22 protein-coding genes are annotated in these 23,479 nt (G+C 62.8%); 7 read left to right on the top strand and 15 right to left on the bottom strand.

Annotated features, from left to right (window positions below; all coding sequences use genetic code 11):
• The first annotated feature begins 121 nt into the window (after positions 1–121).
• From rep to EL191_RS01595, 3 genes are all read left to right on the top strand, one after another.
• Complete coding sequence (gene rep / locus EL191_RS01605) at positions 122–2,131, top strand: DNA helicase Rep (RefSeq protein ID WP_041977130.1); 2,010 nt, start codon at positions 122–124, stop codon at positions 2,129–2,131.
• Between the two features lie 111 nt (positions 2,132–2,242).
• Positions 2,243–2,725, top strand: a complete 483-nt coding sequence (locus tag EL191_RS01600) for a UPF0158 family protein (RefSeq protein ID WP_013713463.1) — start codon at positions 2,243–2,245, stop codon at positions 2,723–2,725.
• A gap of 155 nt (positions 2,726–2,880) precedes the next feature.
• Entirely contained in the window at positions 2,881–3,453 is a 573-nt protein-coding gene (locus EL191_RS01595; RefSeq protein ID WP_013713462.1) for a xanthine phosphoribosyltransferase, read from the top strand.
• A 27-nt stretch (positions 3,454–3,480) separates the two neighbouring features.
• Here the strand turns inward: EL191_RS01595 and EL191_RS01590 are convergent, their stop codons facing one another.
• The 7 genes from EL191_RS01590 to dadA form a co-directional block, all read right to left on the bottom strand.
• Positions 3,481–5,616: an acetyl-CoA hydrolase/transferase C-terminal domain-containing protein gene (locus tag EL191_RS01590; protein ID WP_041976022.1), complete on the bottom strand. Its 2,136-nt coding sequence runs from the start codon at positions 5,614–5,616 to the stop codon at positions 3,481–3,483.
• 126 nt (positions 5,617–5,742) lie between these two features.
• Positions 5,743–6,165, bottom strand: coding sequence for a c-type cytochrome (locus EL191_RS01585; protein ID WP_013713460.1), 423 nt, complete (start codon positions 6,163–6,165; stop codon positions 5,743–5,745).
• Between the two features lie 106 nt (positions 6,166–6,271).
• A complete protein-coding gene (locus EL191_RS01580) occupies positions 6,272–6,832 on the bottom strand; it encodes a sterol desaturase family protein (protein ID WP_013713459.1) in 561 nt (186 codons plus the stop codon).
• A 158-nt stretch (positions 6,833–6,990) separates the two neighbouring features.
• The gene (locus EL191_RS01575) at positions 6,991–7,539 is read right to left on the bottom strand and encodes a cupin domain-containing protein (RefSeq protein WP_013713458.1); all 549 of its coding nucleotides are present in this window, start codon (positions 7,537–7,539) and stop codon (positions 6,991–6,993) included.
• A gap of 103 nt (positions 7,540–7,642) precedes the next feature.
• A complete protein-coding gene (gene alr / locus EL191_RS01570) occupies positions 7,643–8,716 on the bottom strand; it encodes an alanine racemase (protein WP_041976020.1) in 1,074 nt (357 codons plus the stop codon).
• A gap of 302 nt (positions 8,717–9,018) precedes the next feature.
• Positions 9,019–9,366: a RidA family protein gene (locus EL191_RS01565; protein ID WP_013713456.1), complete on the bottom strand. Its 348-nt coding sequence runs from the start codon at positions 9,364–9,366 to the stop codon at positions 9,019–9,021.
• A 39-nt stretch (positions 9,367–9,405) separates the two neighbouring features.
• On the bottom strand, positions 9,406–10,704 hold the full coding sequence (gene dadA / locus EL191_RS01560) for a D-amino acid dehydrogenase (RefSeq protein WP_041976019.1): 1,299 nt from the start codon (positions 10,702–10,704) through the stop codon (positions 9,406–9,408).
• A 156-nt stretch (positions 10,705–10,860) separates the two neighbouring features.
• Between dadA and dadR the strand changes: the two genes are divergently transcribed.
• On the top strand, positions 10,861–11,349 hold the full coding sequence (gene dadR, locus EL191_RS01555; RefSeq protein ID WP_013713454.1) for a transcriptional regulator DadR: 489 nt from the start codon (positions 10,861–10,863) through the stop codon (positions 11,347–11,349).
• Between the two features lie 60 nt (positions 11,350–11,409).
• Here the strand turns inward: dadR and EL191_RS01550 are convergent, their stop codons facing one another.
• The 4 genes from EL191_RS01550 to EL191_RS01535 all read right to left on the bottom strand — a co-directional run bounded on the left by EL191_RS01550 (position 11,410) and on the right by EL191_RS01535 (position 15,925).
• Positions 11,410–13,923, bottom strand: a complete 2,514-nt coding sequence (locus tag EL191_RS01550; protein ID WP_041976016.1) for a TonB-dependent siderophore receptor — start codon at positions 13,921–13,923, stop codon at positions 11,410–11,412.
• Between the two features lie 205 nt (positions 13,924–14,128).
• Positions 14,129–14,971, bottom strand: a complete 843-nt coding sequence (locus EL191_RS01545) for a FecR family protein (RefSeq protein WP_013713452.1) — start codon at positions 14,969–14,971, stop codon at positions 14,129–14,131.
• A gap of 3 nt (positions 14,972–14,974) precedes the next feature.
• Positions 14,975–15,511 (bottom strand): RNA polymerase sigma factor, encoded by a 537-nt coding sequence (locus EL191_RS01540; RefSeq protein WP_013713451.1) that lies wholly within the window; start codon positions 15,509–15,511, stop codon positions 14,975–14,977.
• Between the two features lie 60 nt (positions 15,512–15,571).
• The gene (locus EL191_RS01535; RefSeq protein WP_017361193.1) at positions 15,572–15,925 is read right to left on the bottom strand and encodes a YkgJ family cysteine cluster protein; all 354 of its coding nucleotides are present in this window, start codon (positions 15,923–15,925) and stop codon (positions 15,572–15,574) included.
• 165 nt (positions 15,926–16,090) lie between these two features.
• On the opposite strand from EL191_RS01535, the gene EL191_RS01530 reads away from it, so the two are divergent.
• Complete coding sequence (locus EL191_RS01530; protein ID WP_041976014.1) at positions 16,091–17,404, top strand: NAD(P)/FAD-dependent oxidoreductase; 1,314 nt, start codon at positions 16,091–16,093, stop codon at positions 17,402–17,404.
• 77 nt (positions 17,405–17,481) lie between these two features.
• Here EL191_RS01530 and EL191_RS01525 read toward each other — a convergent pair whose 3' ends face one another.
• Together EL191_RS01525 and EL191_RS01520 are read right to left on the bottom strand one after the other, a co-directional pair.
• Entirely contained in the window at positions 17,482–18,123 is a 642-nt protein-coding gene (locus EL191_RS01525; RefSeq protein ID WP_041976012.1) for a LysE family translocator, read from the bottom strand.
• A 35-nt stretch (positions 18,124–18,158) separates the two neighbouring features.
• Complete coding sequence (locus tag EL191_RS01520; protein ID WP_041976010.1) at positions 18,159–18,383, bottom strand: DUF1127 domain-containing protein; 225 nt, start codon at positions 18,381–18,383, stop codon at positions 18,159–18,161.
• A gap of 182 nt (positions 18,384–18,565) precedes the next feature.
• Here EL191_RS01520 and EL191_RS01515 point away from each other — a divergent pair, with 182 nt between their 5' ends.
• On the top strand, positions 18,566–20,020 hold the full coding sequence (locus tag EL191_RS01515) for an aminotransferase-like domain-containing protein (protein WP_041976008.1): 1,455 nt from the start codon (positions 18,566–18,568) through the stop codon (positions 20,018–20,020).
• Positions 20,021–20,026: 6 nt separating this feature from the next.
• On the opposite strand, the gene EL191_RS01510 is transcribed toward EL191_RS01515, so the two are convergent.
• Both EL191_RS01510 and EL191_RS01505 read right to left on the bottom strand, forming a co-directional pair.
• Positions 20,027–21,175: an MFS transporter gene (locus EL191_RS01510; RefSeq protein ID WP_013713446.1), complete on the bottom strand. Its 1,149-nt coding sequence runs from the start codon at positions 21,173–21,175 to the stop codon at positions 20,027–20,029.
• Between the two features lie 192 nt (positions 21,176–21,367).
• Complete coding sequence (locus EL191_RS01505) at positions 21,368–22,861, bottom strand: aldehyde dehydrogenase (RefSeq protein WP_041976006.1); 1,494 nt, start codon at positions 22,859–22,861, stop codon at positions 21,368–21,370.
• Between the two features lie 255 nt (positions 22,862–23,116).
• On the opposite strand from EL191_RS01505, the gene EL191_RS01500 reads away from it, so the two are divergent.
• Complete coding sequence (locus EL191_RS01500; protein ID WP_041976004.1) at positions 23,117–23,476, top strand: cupin domain-containing protein; 360 nt, start codon at positions 23,117–23,119, stop codon at positions 23,474–23,476.
• The last annotated feature ends 3 nt before the right edge of the window (positions 23,477–23,479 follow it).

The raw sequence follows: 23,479 nt of genomic DNA, 5'->3' as shown, positions 1-23,479 counted from the left end.
CCGTTCCGATAACCCAGCGCGCTGCGCTTCAATTCCGTGCGCCAGGCCACAGTTCCGGACGGTCGCGGCAGAAGCCGCCAGGCCTGTTAAAATGCGCGGCCATTTTTCTGTGATCGATCCCATGTCCCGACTGAACCCCCGGCAACAAGAGGCCGTGAACTATGTCGGCGGCCCACTTCTGGTGCTCGCCGGCGCAGGCTCCGGCAAGACCAGCGTGATCACGCGCAAGATTGCCCATCTGGTGCAGAACTGCGGCATCCGTGCCCAGCACATCGTCGCCATGACCTTCACCAACAAGGCCGCGCGCGAGATGAAGGAGCGCGTCGGCACCCTGCTCAAGGGCAGCGAGGCACGCGGCCTGACCGTGTCGACCTTCCACAACCTGGGCATGAACATCATCCGCAAGGAATACGCACGCCTGGGCTACAAGCCCGGCTTCTCGATCTTCGATGATGGCGACATCAAGGCACTGCTCACCGACATCATGCAGAAGGAGTATTCCGGCGATGACGGTGCCGACGAGATCAAGAACTACATCGACAGCTGGAAGAACAACCTGATCCTGCCCGACGAGGCGCTGGCCAATGCCCGTGGCCCGAAGGAGCAGACCGCCGCCATCGTCTACCTGCACTACCAGCGCACGCTCAAGGCGTACAACGCGGTGGACTTCAACGACCTGATCCTGCTGCCGGTGAAGCTGTTCCAGGAGCACGCCGACATCCTGGAGAAGTGGCAGAACCGCATCCGCTACCTGCTGGTCGACGAATACCAGGACACCAACGCCAGCCAGTACCTGCTGGTGAAGATGCTGGTGGGCATGCGCAACCAGTTCACGGTGGTCGGCGACGACGACCAGTCGATCTACGCCTGGCGCGGCGCGCGCCCGGAAAACCTGATGCTGCTGAAGGAAGACTATCCTTCGCTGAAGGTGGTGATGCTGGAGCAGAACTACCGTTCCACCAGCCGCATCCTCAAATGCGCCAACGTGCTGATCGCCAACAACCCGCACGTGTTCGAGAAACAGCTCTGGTCGGAGATGGGCCATGGTGACGAGATCCGCGTGATCCGTACCCGCAACGAAGACGCCGAGTGCGAGCGGGTGGCGCTGGAAATTCTCACCGAACACCTACGCACTCAGCGCCCGTACAGCGACTTCGCCATCCTCTACCGGGGCAACTACCAGGCCAAACTGATGGAGCTGAAGCTGCAGCACCACCAGATTCCCTATCGCCTGTCCGGCGGCACCAGCTTCTTCGCCCGCCAAGAGGTGAAGGACCTGATGAGCTACTTCCGCCTGCTGGTCAACCCGGACGACGACAACGCCTTCCTGCGGGTGATCAACGTGCCGCGCCGCGAGATCGGCTCGACCACCCTGGAAAAGCTCGGCAACTACGCCAGCGAGCGCAAGATCAGCATGTACGCCGCCGCTGGCGAGATCGGCCTCGGCGAGCACCTCGACGCGCGCTTCACCGAACGCCTGCAACGCTTCACCAAATGGATGGATCGGGTGCGTCAGGAATGCGCGCAGAACGACCCGATCGCCGCCATCCGCAGCATGGTGATGGACATCGACTACGAGAACTGGCTACGGCAGAACGCCTCCAGCGACAAGGTGGCCGAGGCGCGCATGGGCAACGTCTGGTTCCTCGTCGAGGCACTGAAAAGCACGCTGGAACGCGACGAAGACGGCGACATGACCATCGAGGACGCCATCGGCAAGCTGGTACTGCGTGACATGCTCGAACGCCAGCAGGAAGAGGAAGAAGGCGCCGAGGGCGTGCAGATGATGACCATGCACGCCTCCAAGGGCCTGGAATTCCCCTCGGTGTACATCATCGGCTTCGAGGAAGAGATACTGCCGCACCGCTCCAGTATCGAGGCCGACACCATCGAGGAAGAGCGGCGCCTGGCCTATGTCGGCATCACCCGTGCCAAACGCAACCTGGCACTGACCTTCGCCGCCAAGCGCAAGCAGTACGGCGAAATCATCGACTGCTCGCCGAGCCGCTTCCTTGATGAGCTGCCGCAGGAAGATCTGGTCTGGGAAGGCCTGGAAGAGGCGCCGACGGAGGTCAAGACCGCGCGCGGCAACGACGCCCTGGCCAATATGCGCGCCATGCTCAAGCGCTGAAGCGGGGACTGGTTGTCTGGTGGGCTTCAGCCCACCACTTCGATGCCACCGGCACCCTCGCCATATTTGCCAGTCAGAAGAACACCACGTTCAGAAACAGGGGCTGAAACCATGCGCACATTCACTCTCGACCTCGACGCCTTGGTTCAGTTGATCAACGGACGCGAACAGCAGGAACACTGGCTGGACCTGGAAAGCGGCAGCGTCCTGAGCCTGTTACCAGAGGATCAGCACAGCGAACAGCGCCAGCAGATCGAACTCGATCCCGACCGCTACAGCCAGGTACCCAACCTCGACACAGCGCAGCGCATCGCCATGCGCGAGTCGTTCCTGTTCACCCTCGATGACCTGCATGCGCACCCGCTGCTCAGCGCCGCGCTGACGGGGCGCAAACCGCTGCGCGCCTTCGATTACGAGATCGAAGCCTTTGCGCCGATTCGCCAGCAGTGGCAGGCCTACGAGCTCAAGCAACTGCGCGAATACGCCCTCAACTGGCTCTACGAACTGGGCCTGGAACCCGCACCGGACAAGTTGCCGCTCGATACCCGCGGCATCCCCAGGGACATTCTGCGCAGGCTGACCAAGAGCGCCTGAGCCGAGCGCCCCGTATTGCATCCGGGCTACGGCGCCAACAACCTGTCTGAGCGGTCAACTGGCTACGACTGTCAGTCAGGCTTCGGTTTCACTACACAATCCGGGGTGTTTTGAGCGAAAATCGGCAGCTTTTCTGCTCAACCAGAGGATCGACCGTGGAGTCGTTGAAACAGAAGATTCGCAGCGAAGGCATCGTGCTGTCCGAGCACGTACTCAAGGTGGACGCCTTTCTCAACCACCAGATCGATCCGCGCCTGATGCAGGAGATCGGCCATGAGTTCGCCCAGCGTTTCGCCGGCCAGGGCATCACCAAGATCGTCACCATCGAGGCCTCGGGCATCGCCCCGGCAGTGATGGCCGGCCTGGAGCTGGGAATCCCGGTGATCTTCGCGCGCAAGTTCCAGTCGCTGACGCTCAAGGACGACCTGCTGATCTCCAAGGTGTTCTCCTTCACCAAGCAGACCGAAAGCACCATCGCCATTTCCGCGCGTCACTTGACGGCTGCAGACAAGGTGCTGGTAATCGACGACTTCCTCGCCAACGGCCACGCTGCGAAGGCCTTGATCGACCTGATCCAACAGGCTGGCGCCCAGATTGCCGGCATCGGCATCGTCATCGAGAAGTCCTTCCAGGACGGTCGCAACCTGCTGCAAAGCGAAGGCTACCGCGTCGAATCGCTGGCCCGTGTCGCAGCGCTGGAAAACGGCCAGGTACGCTTCCTCGACTAAGGGCTGTACACGGCGTCGCGCTTCGCCTCAGCGCGCGGCGGTCGCCTGCAGCCCCGCTAGCAACAAGCGCTGGTACAAAGCCTCGCGCACGCCATCCGGGGCTTCCAGGCTCATGCGCCGCAGGTGTTCGGGATAGGCGCCCGGCTCCGGCGCATCGAGCGTGGCCTTGCCCAGCTCCAGCACCTCGGTCAGGCGCAGCTTGCTCTTGAGCCAGCTCAGCGCCCGCACCAGGTCCTGCTCGACGGCACTGAAGTCGCTGCCCAGCGGGTATTCGGCAAACAGCTCAGCATGCTGCTCGCGCAATAGCTGCAGACGCTCGGGCAGATTGTTGGCAAAGCGCGGATCGAGACGGAAATCCGCCGGCAGCTTGCCCGCCTGCTGCGCCTGCTCGATCAGCCCACTCTGGAAGCGCGAGTCGCTGATATTGAGCAGCGCCTCGATCACCTGGGCGTCGGTCTTGCCGCGCAGATCGGCGATACCGTACTCGGTCACCACGATATCGCGCAGATGCCGGGGAATGGTGGCGTGGCCATACTCCCAGACGATGTTGGAACTGACCTCCCCTCCCGACTCGCGCCAGCTGCGCAGCAGCAGAATAGAGCGCGCGTCCTCCAGTGCATGCGCCTGGGCGACGAAGTTGTACTGCCCGCCCACGCCGCTGAGCACGCGGCCGTCCTCCAACTGATCCGCCACTCCGGCACCCAGCAGGGTCATGGTGAATACGGTATTGATGAAGCGCGCCTCACGGCGCTGCAGGCGCTTGAGTGTCTCTTCGCCGTACAGCTCGTTGATGTAGCGAATACCGGTCATGGCAAAGCGCTGCCGCTGGGCATCCTCCAGCTCGCGTAGGCGGCGATAGAAGCCCTCGGGCCCGAGGAAGAAGCCACCATGCAGTAACACACCACCCCGCGCACGGCCGAGCCAGGGTTGCAGGCGAGTCTGAGTATCCGGATCACCCAGATCCGCTGCCGCATGACTGCCGTCTGGCAGATGCAAGCAGCCATCCTCCAACTGCACATCACCATGCAGCAGACCGCACTCATGCAGCCAGCTCAGCTCAGAAGGCTGCAGTGCTGACGCCAGCCCGGCATCGAGCAGGGCCTGTACGCTGCGCGGGCGCCCCTGATCATCCAGCGCACCACCGAGCGCCAGGCGCTGCAGACGTACATCCGGGTATACCGCACGCCGCACCAGACCAGCCTCGGCCAGCGCCAGCAAACCGTTGACGAACATCTCGCTGCAGCCATACAGACCTTGTTCGAGCGGGGTCAGGCCGCCGTTGGCGTTGATTGTCTGCCCCCAGTTGCCGCCACCACCCAGTGCCTGCACCAGGCTGCGGTAACGCGAGTTGTCGTGCTGACGGGCCATCAGGGCCGCGGCCAGCGCATCGCCCATCGCGCCAATACCGATCTGCAGCGTGCCGCCATCACGCACCAGGGTGCTGGCAAGCAGGCCGATGCAATGATCCTGCAGCGTCACCGGCATGTTCGGCGTTGAAAACAGTGTGGTGCGCTCATCCTCGACGATGTGGATATCGAAGGTATCGCGCGACACCTGAGCATCGCCTGCCATGTAGGGCAGGTCGCTGTGAATCTGGGCGACGCTGAGTACGGTTTCGCCCGCCGCGCGACGCTGCTGCAGCAACGGCAACAGGTCGAGGGTGACGTCCGGGTTGCAGCTCAGGCTGAAATGCTCGGGCTGTGCGGGGTGGGCCGCAACCAGCTGGGCGACCAGGTTCAGGCCCTTGGCATTGAGGTCGCGGGCGACATGGCTGTAGTTGCTGCTGATGTAGTCCTGCTGCGCCGGTTCGCATTCGAGCAGGCTGCCCGGCTGGAAGAAGAACTGCTCGACACGCACGTTGCCCGGCAGGTTGCCGGCATGCAGATCAGCGAGAAACTGCAGCTCGGGATAATCGCCGTAGACGCGGTCGACGAACGGCTCGAGAAAGCGCCGCTGCAGGTCCTGATCGGCACGTGGGCGTGCCAGGCACAGCGCGGTGTAGATGGTCAGCTGCCGCTCGGGCAGATTGCGCATGCGCTCATAGAGCGCGTTCACCCAGCGATTGGGTTTGCCCAGGCCGAGGGGCAGGCCCAGATGAATCGGCCCGTCGATCTCGCTCAGCACGTGGTCGACGGCCTGCTCGAGGGTACAGGTGTGCGGCATCTGGCGCTCCTTGCGGCATCCGTGGCGAATGCTGCTTGGACTGTGTAGCCACCGGCATGGTTGCATGCCAGAGCCAGAAACGAAAAAACCGCCCAGAGGGCGGTTTTTTCAGGGAAGCGGCGGGTCTTACAGACCGGACATCTTCTGGATCGCTTCGCGCAGTTCGTCATCCGAGCAATCAGCGCAGGTGCCCTTCGGCGGCATGGCGTTGATACCGGAGATCGCCTTGGCCAGGATTCCGTCGAGGCCGCCCTGGTGGTCAGCACGTTCTTTCCAGGCAGCAGTGTCACCGATCTTCGGTGCGCCCAGCACGCCAGCACCATGGCAGGCGTTACAGTGCTTGGCGATGATGTCGTCAGCGCTACGCGCACCACCACCGGCGGATGCAGCGACGGTTTCGACGCCCTTGCACTCTTCGCCCATGATGCACACTTCGCCTACAGGCTTGAGGCGCTCGGCGATGGCTTCATCGGTCGTGGCCTGAGCAGTCACTGCCCACAGGGCCAATACGGCAGCCGGTACTGCCAGCATTTTCTTCATCAGATTCACGGTACACCCTCTTCGTGGCTAGTCACGCCCGCGGCCACGGTTTCGCGAGCGGGCGACAGTATAACGGCAAGCGCGTCCCACCGAAACAACCCATATTGTCGCAGGGTTATTGGCTTGTGGGCGACCGTCGAGGTTCCATTTTCTCGGCCAGATCATTCTGCGGCATCCGCACGTAAGTGCCAAAGACATGATCCCAGAGTGGCGAAGAAACCCCGAAATTCTGCTCCACGCCACGTTGATGGTGCAGGTCATGGTTGGCGATCAGCCCCGGCATGAAGCGATAGAAGCAATGCTCGGGCCGATGCATCACGTAATGCAGGCCGATGTAGGCCAGGTAGCCCAGCATCACGCCAGCGAGCAGCGAGGCCAGCCCGAGCGCCTGGGACAGAAGCAAAAGGCCGACGAAGGTGGCTGTGGTCTTCCAGCTTGAGATGCCGATCAAGGCCAGTACGTCGACGTGATGCGTCCAGTGCTCACGCCGGTACAGGGAATGAAACAGGAAGCGATGCATGGCGTATTCGACGAAGCTCCAGAGCAACACGCCAGCTGCGATCTGCCAGAACTGTACGGGGCCCAGCCACAGGGCGAGCGCGAACAGCAGCGGCACCGTGAAAAAATCCAGGTAGTAGGCGAACGAGGACATCAACCACTTGTTGCTGGCTGCCATTGGCGGCTCCTTGCCATGCCGGACCGAAGCCGGCCTATCCATTGAGAGAGGGCCCCTACTCTAGCGCCACAGAAGCGGACTGGCGCTCGACGAGTTGGCGAATCGGGGCTTGCACGAAAAACGCCCCCGCGGCCAAGCCAAGGGGGCGGGAATCGGATTCAGAAATTGGCCGGTGTGGTGGCGCTGATCAGACGTGCCGGCACATCGAACGGGTTGCGAAAGCGGTGCGGCTTGCTGCTCTCGAAGTAGTAGCTGTCGCCCGGTTCGAGGATGAACACCTCGTTGCCCACGGTCAGCTCCAGCTTGCCTTCGACCAGCATGCCGGCTTCCTCGCCCTCATGGGCATACATCTCGTCACCGGTATCGGTGCCGGCCGGGTAAGTCTCGTCGAGGAAGGAAATGGCGCGGCTCGGATGAGCCTTGCCGATCAGCTTCATGGTGATGGCGCCACTGCAGATATCGGTCAGCTCGGAGGCCCGGTAGACCACCTGAATCTGGTTCTCCTGCTCCATGTCGAGGGAGAAGAATTCCACCAGCGACATGGGAATACCGCTTAGCACTTTTTTCAGCGAGCTGATCGAGGGGCTCACGCTGTTCTTCTCGATCATGGAAATGGTGCTGTTGGTGACGCCCGCCCGCTTGGCGAGTTCACGCTGGGAAAGACCTTTGAGCTTACGAATCGATTGCAGTCGAACACCGACGTCCAATGCTGGGGTCCCCCTCTGGGAGTGATACGGAAAGTGTCCGTATCATGGCATAGCGTTCGGAATTTACAACACTTGCGTTCATGCTCTTCTACAGCCGGTCGAATCAGCCCCCGAGATAGAGCAGCGGTACTCGGCGCAGGTTGCAGAAAATCTGATAAGGAATGCTGCCCGCAGCCATGGCCACATCGCTGGCCAGCACCTGCTTACCCCACAGCTCGACACGGCTGCACAGACCCGCCTGTGGCAGATCAGTGAGGTCGACGGTGAGCATGTCCATCGACACACGGCCGATCAGGCGAGTCGGCTGGCCGTCCACCATCACCGGCGTGCCGGTCGGTGCATGGCGTGGATAGCCGTCGGCATAGCCCATGGCAACCACGCCGACACGAGTCGGTCGCTCGGAGACGAAGCGCGCACCGTAACCCACGGGCTCGCCGGCTGGCAGTTCGCGCACGCTGATCACCTTCGACTCCAAGGTCATCACCGGGAGCAGACGCGCGGCCTGCTCCTGAGCCTGTTCGAACGGCGTGGCGCCATACAACATGATGCCGGGGCGCACCCAGTCGCTGGGCACTTGTGGCCAGCCGAGCACGGCCGGTGAGTTGCGCAGGCTGACCTCGGCGGCCAGGCCTTCGCGCGCCTGTTGGAAAACGGCCAACTGCTCGGCAGTACGCTCGCACTCGGGCTCGTCGGCATGGGCGAAGTGGGTCATCAGCACGATCTTGCTGATCTTGCCGCTGGCCAGCAGACGACGATAAGCCTGCTGGTAATCGCTTGGATGCAGGCCAACGCGGTGCATACCGCTGTCGAGTTTGAGCCACACGCTCAGCGGCTTGCTCAGTTGGGCCTGTTCGATGGCCTCGATCTGCCACTGCGCATGCACGACGCACCATAGGTCATGCTGGTCGATCAGCGCCAGTTCGTCGGTCTCGAAGAAGCCTTCGAGCAGCAGGATTGGCGCCCCGATGCCGGCCTCGCGCAGCGCCAGCGCTTCTTCGATGCAGGCTACGGCAAAACCATCGGCCTCGGCTTCGAGCGCCTGCGCGCAACGCACCGCTCCGTGTCCATAGGCATCGGCCTTGACCACGGCCAGAGCGCGGGCGCCGCTCAACTCGCGGGCCAGTTGGTAGTTGTGACGCAAGGCGTCCAGGTCGATAAGGGCACGGGCAGGGCGCATGGTTCGTTATTTCTCACTGCTTCGCTGGTTTCGTAGCCCGGATGGCTCCGGGGACGGTTCGACTTGCATCCGCATTACGCGGTGTAAAAAAAGCCCGGCGGGGAGCCGGGCGAGAAGCCAACACAAACAATTTTCTGGAACAATTTTTGACGTCGCCCCGCGACGGCCCGTAAGGGCGGCCGCCAGGGATGGCGGGCCGCAAAAAATTGTCTGGAACAATTTTTGACGTCGCTCTGCGACGGCCCGCAAGGGCGGCCGCCAGGGAGGGCGGGCCGCAAAAACTGTTCACTGCGATGACTGCCTCAAACGGCAGCCACCACGCACATTTCCACCAGCACCTCGGGCTTGTACATCTTCGCCTCGACGCAGGCGCGCGCCGGTGCATGGCCATCGGCGACCCAGGCGTCGTATTCGGCGTTGAGGCCATCGTAGTCGGCCATGTCCTTGAGGAAGATGGTCAGCGAGAGGATCTTGCTCTTGTCGCTGCCACCCTCAGCCAGCATCTTGTCGATGTTGGCCAGGGTCTGGCGGGTCTGCTCACGGATGTCACCGTCGAAGTCGTCGGCCAACTGGCCGGCGAGGTAAATCGTGCCGTTGTGGATCACCACTTCGCTGTAGCGCTTGGCCACATGCAGGCGCTGGATCGACATGCTGCGAATCTCCTTTGAATTTCCGGGCCGCGCAGCCTATCAGGTGCGCAGCGGCTGCGGTGCGCTATGCACTTCGCGAGCCTTGCGCGAGTAACGCGAGATATCCAAGCCATCAGCGCTGATCTGCGGGCGCTTGTTGGCCATCAGGTCGGCCAGCAGGCGACCGGAACCGCAAGCCATGGTCCACCCCAGGGTGCCGTGACCGGTATTGAGGAACAGATTGCGGAAGGCGGTGCCACCCACGATCGGCGTGCCATCAGGCGTGGCCGGGCGCAGGCCGGTCCAGAAATCGGCGCGCTGCAGATCGCCGCCTTCCGGGTAGAGATCAGAGGTGATCATCTCCAGGGTTTCGCGGCGACGCGGGTTGAGCGACAAGTCGAAACCGGCGATCTCGGCCATGCCGCCAACGCGGATACGACCGTCGAAGCGGGTGATGGCAACCTTGTAGGTCTCGTCGAGAATGGTCGAGGTCGGTGCCATTTCCGGATTGGTGATCGGCACGGTCAGCGAGTAGCCCTTGAGCGGATACACCGGCGCGCGGATGCCCAGCGGCTTGAGCAGTTGCGGGCTGTAGCTGCCGAGGGCGAGCACGTAGCGGTCGGCGGTTTCCAGCTTGCCGTCGATCCATACGCCATTGATGCGGTCGCCCACGGCGTCCAGGCGCTGGATGTTCTGGCCGAAGCGGAACTCGACGCCGAGCGCCTTGGCCATGTCCGCCAGCTTGGTGGTGAACATCTGGCAGTCGCCGGTCTGGTCGTTGGGCAGGCGCAGGGCACCGGCCAGCTTGTGCTTGACGCTGGCCAGGGCCGGCTCGACGCGGGCGATGCCGTCGCGGTCGAGCAGCTCGAACGGCACGCCGGACGCTTCCAGCACGGCGATGTCCTTGGCGGCAGCATCGACCTGGGCCTGGGTGCGGAACAGTTGGGTGGTGCCAAGCTGACGGCCTTCGTAGCTGATACCGGTTTCGGCACGCAGCTCGTCGAGGCAGTCGCGGCTGTACTCGGACAGACGCACCATGCGTTCCTTGTTGATCGCATAGCGACTGGCGGTGCAGTTGCGCAGCATCTGCGCCATCCACAGGTACTGGTCGACGTCACCGGTGGCCTTAATCGCCAGCGGCGCGTGCTTCTGCAGCAGCCACTTGATGGCCTTCAGCGGCACGCCCGGGGCAGCCCAGGGCGAAGCGTAGCCGGGGGAAACCTGGCCGGCGTTGGCGAAGCTGGTTTCCAGTGCCGGGCCATCCTGGCGGTCGACCACCACCACCTCGAAGCCCTGACGGGCGAGGTAGTAAGCACTGGCGGTACCAATCACACCGCTGCCGAGAACCAGAACACGCATGTTTTTCTCCCCGCCGCGCCAAAGGCGCGTGCGTTACAGGCCATTGTTGTCGATAGGCGCAGTATAGGAAGAGCCGCGCAGTGCTTTTCACCATATACACAGCTATATTTGGCGAGAATTCTTGGCAAAAAGCCGTTTTACAGAGGCGGATTCCCCATGAGAACCCAGCATCAAAGCCGTCGTGAACTGGACAAGATCGACCGCAACATCCTCCGCATCCTGCAGGAGGACGGGCGCATCAGCTTCACCGAACTGGGCGAGCGCGTGGGCCTGTCGACCACGCCGTGCACCGAGCGCGTACGCCGCCTGGAGCGCGAAGGCATCATCATGGGCTATCACGCCCGCCTCAATCCGCAGCACCTCAAGGCCAACCTGCTGGTGTTCGTCGAGATCAGCCTGGACTACAAGTCCGGCGACACCTTCGAGGAGTTTCGCCGCGCCGTGCTCAAGCTGCCGCACGTGCTGGAATGCCACCTGGTGTCCGGCGACTTCGACTACCTGGTGAAGGCGCGCATCAACGAAATGGCCAGCTACCGCAAGCTGCTCGGCGACATCCTGCTCAAGCTGCCGCACGTGCGCGAATCGAAGAGCTATATCGTCATGGAAGAGGTGAAGGAGAGCCTGGCGCTGCCGGTGCCGGAGTAGAACAGCGGCAGAAGAAGAACGCCCACATCGCTGCGGGCGTTCTTGCACGGTGCAAATGGCTTACCAGAAGGTGCCGCGCAGAGTCAGGGTAAAATTGCGCGGCTCGCCATAGTAGTTGCCGTACTCGGACGTACCGACGCTGGCGTAGTAGCGGCGGTCGAACAGATTGTTGCCGTTGAGGGCGACCGTCCAGTTCTGGTCGACGTCGTACTCGACCATCGCATCGTAGACCGCGTAACCCGACTGACTGAAATCGTAGTCGCGGCTATCGATGACGTTCCCACTGCTGTCGAAACGATACGCCTGGCCTTCCACATAGGTCGGGCTGGTCACGGTCACACCGCCGCCAATACGCCAGTCGGACAATTCACCCGGCAGGTTGTACAGCGTCCACAGCTTGAACAGGTGCTTGGGCGTAACGGTGCTGTAGAGCCTCTCCTCGGTGTCGTTATGGATCTGGTTGTAGGTGTAGCCGGCCATGATGTCCCAGCCTGGCGAAATTTCCCCGGTCGCTTCAAGATCGATGCCCTTGCTGGTGATCTTGTCCTGAGCCAGGAAACAGCATGAAGCGCTGTAGCTGAACGGAGGGTTCGGGTAGGCCGGGTCTTCCGCCGCCTGGTTCTCACGCGTGGTGTAGAACAGCGCGGCGCTGACGTTCAGGCTGCCGCCAAGCAGCTCACCCTTGATGCCGGTTTCGTAGGTCTTGCCGGTCATGGGCTCGATGGATTTCTTCGCATCCAACGGCCCCTGGAGTTTCTGCGCCTGAGGCTTGAACACCTCGGCATAGCTGACGTAGGTCGACCATTCATCGTTCAGCGCATAGATCAAGCCACCGTAGGGCACGAGCGTGGTCGGCTGGCGATCGAACACATCATCCTGCAGCGTCCACGGCCCGGTTCCGTCCTGCGCACGCGTGCTGTAGGCCTGCTCGAACTTGTAGCGCTGGTCGCGGGCGCCGATCACCAGTTTCAGCGGATCGGCCAGCTGCAGACGTAGCGTCGAGTACAGGCCGTACTGTTCACGACCGTTGGGGTGGTAGTCGCGCCAGAAGCTGTGGTTGGTATCGTTGTGCGGCAGCGGTGTGGCCCCTGGGTTCCAGATGTCGATCAGGTCCCCCTTACCCAGCATGCCCTGGGCTGCACGCCAGCGACTGGTAACCTTCTGATAATCACCGCCGACGAGAAGCTCGTGCTGCCGTCCGAAGGCATCGAAATAGCCCGACAGGTTCACATCGAACACCTGCTGCTTGCTCCAGCTGGAGACGTAGCTGCCCCACCAGTACGGGCCAGTGCCGGTGGTTTCGTCCACGGAGCCGTAGGGGATGATGCCCTCGGTGGTGGAGCCGTTGTAGGAGTATGTGTAAGAGGTGTTGAGTTTCCAATCCTCATTGAAGTGGTGATCGAGTTTCACGAACCACTCACGGGTGTAGCTATCGGACCAGGCCTGAACGGTGGTGTACCAGGTGCTGCGAGGCAACTTCAGATCACCGCCGGTGCTGTAACGCGGCAGGCCGTCACCCGTGCCGTTCTCCTTGAGTTTGTCGTAGCTGCCACCCACCGTGAGCATGGTGTCGTCGCTGAGATCGGCCTCGAAGATGCCATAGAGAAAGGGCTTCTCGGTACTGCGGTTGTCCATGAAGTACTGGCGATCCGTGTACGCGGCCACCACACGTCCACGCAGCTTGCCGTCGAAAGCCAACGGGCCGGTGACGTCGACCTCGTGTCGATAGTTGTCCCACGAGCCAGCAGAGGTATTTAACTTCAGCTGATAGCTGTCCAATGGCCGCTTGCGCACCAGGTTGACGATGCCACCCGGATCCCCCGTGCCACCCAACAGACCGCTGGCGCCACGCAGCACCTCCACGTGGTCATAGGGCGCCATGTCGTAAAGACGGTCGCTATAGAACGTACCCAGCCCGGTACCGATATCCATCGGCGAAGCACCGTCGATCTGCACGTTATCGATGCCGAAGCCACGCGAATAGAACTGCTGAACGTGATAGTTGTTGTTGCGCACGGTGATGCCCGGCGCTCGCTTCATGGCCTCCGGCAAGGTGGTAATGCGCTGATCCTCGATCATCTGCTGACTGATGATCGACACCGTTTGCGGCGTTTCCTTGAGGCTGACCGGGGTCTTGGAGCCGACGCTGACCAGGCCAGTGGTGTAAGAGCCTGAACCTTCGGTCGCCTCGCCCATGCCCTGTCCCTGAATGGTGATCGCGCCGAGGTTCAGCGCGGCGCCAGCCGAAGCGGGCTCGGCGATCACGTAACTGCCATCACCGGTCTCCTGCACCGTAAGCCCAGTACCCTGAAGCAGACGCTGCAGGGCCTGTTGCAGGGTCAATTCGCCGCTCAAGGCAGGCGCCTGCTGGTCAGCGGCAATCTCGGTGGCGAACAGGATACGGCTGCCGGTCTGTCCCGCCAGAACATTGAGCGCCTTATCCAGCGGCTGCGCAGGCAGATTGAGGACGTAGGTGGCGTCCTGCGCATGCAGGGTAGACGCCAGCATGATGCCAGCCGCCAGCAGTGATAGACGGCTCAGCCGCGAACGGCGCGATGATGGTTTGGTGCTCATGATTCTCCCCGGTGACGCGATCAGAAATGACGTTCACAGGGAGTGGCGGATGAGCGTCGGGCGATGTTGAGGTCGAGATGCAAAAAATTCTCGTTACTCTCTCGGGACTGGGATCAGAAAACGTGGGAGGGGCTTGAGCTGCGACTGCCTCGGTACAGAGTCAAAAGCTCGCGGCTAAAGCCCCTCCCACACGAAGCTGAAAGAGCTAGCGTCCGCTGATCGTCACGCTGCCATCATCACTGCGCATAAGCGCCACCGGCAGGATGACCGGCAGCAGGTCGAGCAGCGACTCGACGGCATCGCTGTCGAACTCGCCGGATACGCGCAAGCTGGCGAGACGAGGGTCGGCCAGACGAACCGGCGCCTGGCGATAACGCTGGATATCGGCGATCACCTCACTCAACGGCGTGCCGTCGAAGCGCAGCTTACCGTGCTGCCAGGCAGTGACGCGCTCCATGTTCGCCACCTCGCCGGCACCAACCCGGCCGGCATGAGCCAATGCCTGCTGACCGCCCTGCAAACGCTGAGGCGCTGACTGTCGGGTGGAGACCTCAACCTCGCCCTCCAACACGGCAACGGCAACACCGCGGCTATCGCTGCGCACGTTGAACACGGTGCCGATGTCGCGCACCGCGACATCCTGGCTGCGCACGATGAAGGGCTTGTCGCCATGCTCGACGGTGAAGGTCGCCTCGCCACTCAGCAGCTCGATCTGCCGACTGCGCAGGCGCCGCTCGATGCGCAGGTGCGTAGCGCTGTTGAGCACTACCCGGCTGCCGTCGGCCAGTTGCAGGCTGTCACGCTGGCCGACGGCGGTACGTACATCTTCGCTGTGCCAGGAGGGATCGAAACTCCATACGGTAAAACCCAACAACACCGTAGCCAGACCACCACCCAGTGCCTGCTTGCGCCGGCGCTGGCGAGCGCTTTGCGCCTTGGCTTCCGCAAGCAGCGCATCGCGCGAAGGCACGCGGTTGCGCAGTGCGTGCTCGAATGGCGCAAGCGGGTCGCTACCGGCTACGCCGTCAGAACGATCGGACTGAGCCATGCCTCAACCTCGCCCGGCCAGCGCTCGCCGCGCCGGCTCCCAGTCGCGGGCGATACTGCGCATGGCGCGGGAGAAATGCTGGGTCACCATGTTGGTGGAAATGCCCAGCTCGTCGGCGATCTCGCGCTGCGGCATGCCGTGGATGCGGTGCAGCAGAAATACCTGTCGGGCGCGCGCGGGCAAAGCCTCAATAATGGCCAGCAGAGCTTCGAGCTGTTGTTCGAAATCCAGTGCAGTTGCACCATCGAGCTCGTGCACGTGCCAGTCCGGCACTTCGGCGGTCACTTCGAAATAGGCGTTGCGCGTGTTATCGGCACGACGGCGGTCGATGGCGCGATTGAACGAGGCGCGGCGCAGGAAGGAAAAAGGCAGGTTCACCGGCTGCTGCGGCGGTTTCTCCAGCAGTTGCAGGCAGACATCGTGCACTACCTCGCGGGCGAACTGACTGCCCTGAAAACGCCGGCGAATGTACTCGACCAGCTCGTCGTAATGCAGCGCAAGGGCGCCGATCAGCTCGACGCTGGAGGAGGATTTGGTCATGGCGGCGACACACGACTAATTGAAAGTGAGTCGCATTATATCTACGCATCGAGGAATCCACTACACCAGACGCTGTCGCGTCGTGGCGATCAGCCGGTGCACCTTACGCTCCACCGCCGGCTCGATCGGCTGCTCCGGCCCGCGGCCATGCGGGCAAGGCAGACGCGGTGTGGTGCCGAACAGGCGACAGATCAGCGGGCGCTGGTCATACACCTCGCAGCCATTCGGTCCCAGATGCACGCAGTTGTATTCGGCCAGCGCCGCATCGTGTTCGGCATCGCTCTTGACCGGCAGGCGCGCCAGCTCCTCGGACGAGGCCGTGACCGGCCCACAACAGTCGTGACAACCAGGTACGCAATCGAAACGGGGAATCTGTCGGCGCAAGTGATCGATCTTGCGGTCGGTGCAACTCATGCTCAGGCATCCTGACGTAATCGCCACAGTCTACCCGCACGATTCGGCGCGCACGCCTTACCGCAGAGGAAATCCCCGCTTTTTTCCCTCGGACACTTGGCGTCGAATGGATTGCACGCTTATGCTGCGTTGAATTTTCCACACAACAAAATCAGGATTTCGCACATGAACGCCCGCGTTCACCAGCCCGTCCACAGCCCACAGCATGCCGCTTCCTACTACGCCGCCACCGTCAATCGCCAGCAGGCCTACCCCCCTCTGGACGGTGAACGGCAGGTGGATGTGTGCATCGTCGGTGGCGGGTTCAGCGGCCTGAACACGGCCATCGAGCTGGCACAGAAGGGTCTCTCGGTGGCACTGCTGGAGGCGCGCAAGATTGGCTGGGGCGCCAGCGGGCGCAACGGCGGGCAGCTGATTCGCGGCGTCGGCCATGATGTCGAGCAGTTCGAGGCGGTGGTCGGCAAGGATGGCGTACGCCAGTTCAAGCTGATGGGCCTTGAAGCCGTGGAGATCGTGCGCAGCCGTATCGAGCAGTTTCGCATCGACTGCGACCTGACCTGGGGTTATTGCGACCTGGCCAATAAACCGGCACACATGGACGGCTTCGCCGAGGACAAGGCCGAGCTGGAAAGCCTCGGCTATCGCCACGAACTGCGCATGGTGCCGCAGGAGCGCATCCATGAAGTGGTCGGTTCCGATAACTACCACGGCGCCATGATCGACATGGGTTCGGGCCACCTGCACCCGCTCAACCTGGCGCTCGGCGAAGCTGCAGCCGCCCAGTTGCTGGGCGTGCAGCTGTTCGAGGAGTCGCCAGTGACGCGCATCGACTACGGCAGCGAGGTGCGCGTGCACACCGCCAACGGCCAAGTGCGCGCCAAGTACCTGGTGCTGGCCTGCAATGCCTATATCAACGGTCTCAACCCGACGCTGAGCGGCAAGGTGCTACCGGCCGGCAGCTATATCATCGCCACCGAGCAGCTTTCCGAAGAGCAGGCACGGCAGCTGATTCCGCAGAACATGGCGCTGTGCGACCAGCGTGTGACTGTCGACTACTACCGCCTCTCCGCCGACCGTCGCCTGCTGTTCGGCGGTGCCTGCCATTACTCGGGGCGTGATCCAGCCGATATCGCCGACTACATGAAGCCGAAGATGCTCAAGGTATTCCCGCAACTGGCCAATGCGCGTATCGACTTCCAGTGGGGCGGGATGATCGGTATCGGTGCCAATCGCCTGCCGCAGATCGGCCGCGTCAAGGACCAGCCCAACGTGTTCCATGCCCAGGCCTACGCGGGGCACGGCGTCAATGCCACGCACCTGGCCGGCAAGCTGCTCGCCGAAGCCATCGCCGGGCAGGCAAGCCGCGGCTTCGACCTGTTCGCCCAGGTCCCGCACATGACCTTCCCCGGCGGCAAGCACCTGCGCTCGCCATTGCTGGCACTGGGGATGGCCTGGCATCGGTTGAAGGAACTGCTCTAGCGAGCCCACCGTCGGCTGAATGACTTCTCGTAGGGGGCACCCTGCCGCCGAACACCGACCTGTATCCGTGTCGGGCGCTAGGAGGTGACCTTGCGCGACTCGAAAACCAGGCGTACCGCCAACCCGGCCAACACGCCGCCCATCACGTAGCGCTGCGCGGCCAGCCACTGCGGCCTGCCCACCAGCCACGCCGACAGGCTGCCGGCAAATAGTGCGATGAGCAGATTGACGGTGAAGCTGACGCTGATCTGGGTCAGCCCGAGCAGGATGCTCTGCTGGAATACCGAACCATGCTCAGGCGATACGAACTGCGGGAAGATCGACAGGTAGAACACGGCGATTTTCGGGTTCAGCACATTGGTCATAAACCCCATCAGCAGCAGTCGTGAGGGTGGATCTGCAGGCAGTTGCCGGGCTGCGAAAGGTGATCGTGCACCGGGCCGGACAGCCTGCCAGGCGAGATAAAGCAGGTAGGCTGCCCCCGCCCATTTGAGCAGGTCATAGGCGACGGGAATCGCCAGGAACAGAGCGGTGATACCCAGTGCCGCGGCGAACATGTGCACGACAAAGCCGAGGATGACACCCAGCACCGAGATCACGCCGGCCTTGCGCCCCTGGCAAATGGAGCGCGAGATCAGGTAGATCATATTGGGGCCCGGCGTCAGCACCATCAGCAGCGCTGCACCGGCAAACAGCAGCAAGTCGTTCAGCGGAACCATCAAGGTCTCCCCATCTCAACCAGGCGGGGCCTCATTCATAGCGTCCAGAACGGTCGGCTCGCCTCACGCTCGGCCTGAGCACGGGTAAGGCCAATGTCGCGCAGATGCTGGTCGCTGAGCTTGAGCAGCATGCGACGGGTATTCAGACGGCGCCAGAAGGCCGGCCAGTCGCGGCCGAAGTAGCGAGTCTCGCTCTTCCCCGACCCTACCCGTGCTACCTCGCCCACTGCGGCAAAATCTGTCTTGCTGAACCCAGTCATGCTTGCGCTCCCGTAGCCATCTGTCATGGGAGATCAGCATGCCGTGAGCAGAAAAGCCATGACAGATTCAAAAAACTCTTATTAACTCCATACAGATTCCGCAAATTTCTCCTGAATGGGAATTTTTGCACCGATCTGTACTGGTCTCAGTTAATGCACCCTGCACCAACCGGACGACTGTCATGACGCTCTATCTGAATCTGGCCGAGCTGCTCGGCACCCGCATCGAGCAGGGACTGTACCGCCCCGGCGACCGCCTGCCGTCGGTACGCAGCCTGAGCCAGGAGCATGGTGTCAGCCTCAGCACGGTGCAGCAGGCATACCGCCACCTGGAAGATATGGGCCTAGCCTCGCCACGGCCGAAGTCCGGCTACTTCGTACCACTGGGGCGGCAAATGCCTGCGCTGCCGCAAACGAGCCGTCCCGCGCAGCGGCCAGTGGAGGTCTCACAGTGGGATCACGTCTTGGAACTGATCAGCAGCCCAGGTCGGCACGAGGTGCTCTCGCTGGGCCGCGGTCGTCCGGATATCAGCGGCCCGACGCTGAAGCCGCTGCTGCGCAATCTGTCGCGCCAGGCGCGTCGGCAGGACCCGGACGTCCTCACCTACGGCAATATCCGCGGCGATATTCGCCTGCGCGAACAGATCGCCCGGCTGATGCTCGACTCCGGTTGCCAACTGGCCGCCGAAGACCTGGTGATCACCACCGGTTGCCACGAAGCGCTGTCGGCAGGGGTGCGCGCCATCTGCCAGCCCGGCGATATCGTCGCGGTCGACTCGCCAAGCTTTCATGGCGTGATGCAGGCGCTCAAGGGCTTCGGCATGAAGGCGCTGGAGTTGCCCACCGACCCGCTCACCGGAATCAACCTCGATGCTCTGGAAATGGCCCTGGAGCAGTGGCCAATCAAGGCCATTCAGCTCACGCCGAACTGCAACAACCCGCTCGGCTACATCATGCCCGACGCCAACAAGCGCGCCCTGGTGGCCCTGGCGCAGCGCTTCGATGTGGCCATCATCGAGGACGACGTCTACGCCGACCTCGCTTACAGCTATCCACGGCCGCGCAGCATCAAATCCTTCGACGAGGATGGGCGCGTGCTGTTCTGCAGTTCCTTCTCCAAGACCCTGGCACCGGGCCTGCGGGTCGGCTGGATTGCCCCGGGACGCTACCTGGAGCAAGTGGTGCACATGAAGTACCTGGGTACCGGCAGCACCGCCCAGTTGCCACAGTTGGCCATCGCCGAGTACCTCAAGGACGGGCATTACGAACCGCACCTGCGGCGCCTGCGCGCGCAGTACCTACGCAACCGCGACCTGATGGTGGATTGGGTCAGCCGCTATTTCCCGGCCGGCACGCGGGTCAGCCGGCCGCAAGGCAGCTTCATGCTGTGGGTGGAGATGCCGCAGGGCTTCGACAGCCAGAAGCTCAATCGCGCGCTGCTGCCGCACAAGATCCAGATTGCGCCGGGCAGCATCTTCTCGGCGGCTGGCAAGTACCGTAACTGCATCCGCCTGAACTACGCCGAACCGCCGAGCGCGACCATCGAAGCGGCGGTGAAGCAGATCGGTGCGACCATCGCCGAGCTGATCGAGGAAGCCGATCTGCAGCAGACCCAGGCCCTGGGGCAGTGGCGCTGAGCAGGTTCAGGAACGCGCTGCCTCCATCTCGCTGAATGCGCCACGCTTGCTCGCCAGGATGATGAACACCAGCGCACCGGTGGCCATCATCAGCGGCAGCGCATGGCCGCTCAGCCACTGGCTGACGGCGCCGGTGGTCAACGGCCCGATCAGGCAGCCCAGCCCCCACAGCTGAGCGACGTGAGCATTGGCACGCACCAGCTCGTCATCACGATAACGCTCGCCGATCATGATCAGCGACAAGGTGAACAGGCCGCCGGCACTGGCACCGAAGGCCACCAGCACCGGCCAGATCACCGGCGTGTGCAGCAACGGTGGGATGGCCAGGCTGGAGACCAGCAGCACGACGCCACAGGCGCGGAACAGCAATTGCCGCGACATGCGGTCGGCCAGCCAGCCGATGGGCAGTTGCAGCACAGCGTCGCCGACCACCACCACGCTGACCATGAACAACGCCACCTCCTGAGTGAAGCCCTGGCGCAGGCCGTAGATCGGCAACAGGGTCAGCATCATCGCTTCGAAGGCCGCGAACAGCATCACTGCCCAGGCGATAGCCGGCAGCTTGCGGCAGAACACCATCAGCCCGCGCCCGGAGGCGCTGTGCGCATCCACCTGGGGTGCGCCAGTGCGCCCGAGTAGGATCAGCGAGCCACCGATCAGCAGGCACACGCCCGTCCAGAAACCCCGGTCGGTTGCAGTGCCGAGCGCCGTCAGCAGCAGTGGGCCACTGAGCTGGCTGAGGGCATAGCCCGTGCCGTAAAGGGCCACCAGGCGGCCGCGCCATTTTTCCACGGCGAGTTGATTGATCCAGCTTTCGCCGAGGATGAACACCACGGTCAGCGCCACGCCGATGAACAGGCGCAGGCCGACCCAGACCGCGTAGTTCTGTACCAGCGCCAGCCCGGCTACCGACACTGCACCGAGCAGCAGGCACAGCTGCATCAACACGGTGGTGCCGAAGCGCGCCGCCAGGCGCCCGGCCAGCAAGGCACCGAGCAGCACACCGACAGCCGGAGTCGCGGCCATTACGCCGATGGCGAAGGAGTCGTAGCCCCAGCTTTCCAGACGCAGCGACACCAGCGGCATGGTCACGCCCAGCGCGAGGCCGATGCTGATGACCGCCGCACAGACGGCGAAGTAGGTACCCCAACGCATTGGTGAATTCCTTGGCTGACGAGCCACTGCAAAGACAACGGCCGGGTTCCTCGGGAACCCGGCCGTAGGTTTCGGGAGCGAGGTAGCCGGCAGTTTCGCTGCACTCTAGACCCTCTCCCCCAACCCCTCTCCCATGAATGGGAGAGGGGAGCCGATCACCTGGCCGACGACCAGGAGATCGCCCCGCCACCTTTAAAGTTTGATCCAGGTGGACTTCAGTTCGGTGTACTTGTCGAACGCGTGCAGTGACTTGTCGCGGCCGTTACCGGACTGCTTGAAGCCACCGAACGGCGCTGTCATGTCGCCGCCGTCGTACTGGTTGATCCACACGCTACCGGCGCGCAATGCCTTACCGACCAGATGGGCGCGCGACAGATTGCTGGTCCACACCGCTGCAGCCAGGCCGTAGACGGTGTCATTGGCGATGGCAATGGCCTCGTCCTGATCATCGAAGCCGATCACCGACAGCACCGGGCCGAAGATCTCTTCCTTGGCGATGCGCATGGCGTTGTTCACGCCGTCGAAGATGGTCGGCTCGACGTAGGTGCCGCCGGTCTCTTCCATCACTCGCTTGCCGCCGGCCACCAGTTTGGCGCCGTCGTCATGACCGGCCTGGATGTAGCTCAGCACGTTGTTCATCTGCGTGGTGTCGACCAGCGCACCGACGTTGGTCGCCGGGTCCAGTGGGTTGCCCGGTTTCCAGGCCTTGATCGCCTCGACCACCATGGGCACGAACTTGTCCTTGATGGAGTTCTCCACCAGCAGGCGCGAACCGGCTGTGCACACTTCGCCCTGGTTGAAAGCGATGGCGCTGGCAGCGGACTCGGCAGCGGCCTGCAGGTCCGGTGCGTCAGCGAAGACGATGTTCGGGCTCTTGCCGCCGGCCTCCAGCCAGACGCGCTTCATGTTCGACTCGCCGGCATAGATCATCAGTTGCTTGGCGATCTTGGTCGAGCCGGTGAACACCAGGGTGTCGACATCCATGTGCAGGGCCAGGGCCTTGCCGACGGTGTGACCGAAGCCCGGCAGCACGTTGAATACGCCAGCCGGGATGCCGGCCTCGATGGCCAGCTGGGCGATGCGAATGCCGGTCAGCGGCGACTTTTCGGAGGGCTTGAGGATGATCGAGTTACCGGTGGCCAACGCCGGGCCGAGCTTCCAGCAGGACATCAGCAGCGGGAAGTTCCACGGCACGATGGCGGCGACCACCCCCACCGGCTCGCGAGTGACCAGACCGAGCTGGTCGTGAGGCGTGGCGGCGACCTCGTCATAGACCTTGTCGATGGCCTCGCCGCTCCAGCGAATGGCATTGGCCGCGCTGTTCACATCGATGCTCAGCGAATCGCTGATCGGCTTGCCCATGTCCAGGGTTTCCAGCAGCGCCAGCTCCTGGCCATGCTCTTCGATCAGCTCGGCGAAACGGATCATCACCTTCTTGCGCTGGGCCGGCGCCATGCGTGACCACACACCTGAGTCGAAGGTGGCGCGGGCGTCCTTGACCGCCAGCTCGGCGTCGGCCTGATCACAGCTGGCGACCAAGCCAAGGAGACGACCGTCGACCGGGCTAATGCACTCGAAAGTGGCGCCGGACTCGGCAGCGCGATATTCGCCGTGGATGAAGGCACGGGTTTCGATAGTCAGGGTCTTGGCACGCTGTTCCCAGTCGCTACGAGTCAGGCTAGTCATTCCGGCATCCTCTCAATGGGTGGAAGCGGCGCCCCAGGGACGCGCACTGTCAATAATTCTGCAAGGCCAGCTCGCTGGCCGAATTCTGTTCGCCACACTAAACCAGAGGGCTGTGGCTTTTCAATATTTTTGACAAAGCCCAGTAAAAGCCCCTTGTCATGTTCGTTTTATTAAACATAGACTGCTGCCACGTCTTGACCGTCGCGCCACTGCCGGCCGCACGGTTGCCGCCACCGACCATCACGGAACAGCCAGATGAATATCGAGCAGATCGTCGACTTCGCCCAGGCCGGCACGGCCGCCGAACACTATCGCCCTGCTGCGGAGAAGGTGCTCAAGGGCGACCCCGAGCAAAACGTCCGCAACCACTACAGCAGCCCCTGCGGCCAGTTCAGCACCGGCATCTGGGAAGGTGCGGTGGGCCAGTGGACGGTGAACTACACCGAGTACGAGTACTGCGAGATCCTCCAGGGCGTATCTGTGCTGCGTGATGCCGATGGCAACGCCAAGACCGTACGCGCCGGTGACCGCTTCGTGATTCCCGCCGGGTTCTCCGGCACCTGGGAAGTGCTGGAAGCCTGCCGCAAGGTCTACGTGATCTTCGAGCCCAAGTAAGCA

Origin of the sequence: Pseudomonas mendocina (assembly GCF_900636545.1) — a bacterium.
Lineage (GTDB): Bacteria > Pseudomonadota > Gammaproteobacteria > Pseudomonadales > Pseudomonadaceae > Aquipseudomonas > Aquipseudomonas mendocina.
Note: the sequence above shows the minus strand (reverse complement) of the source record. Positions and strands in the feature narration are given on the sequence as shown.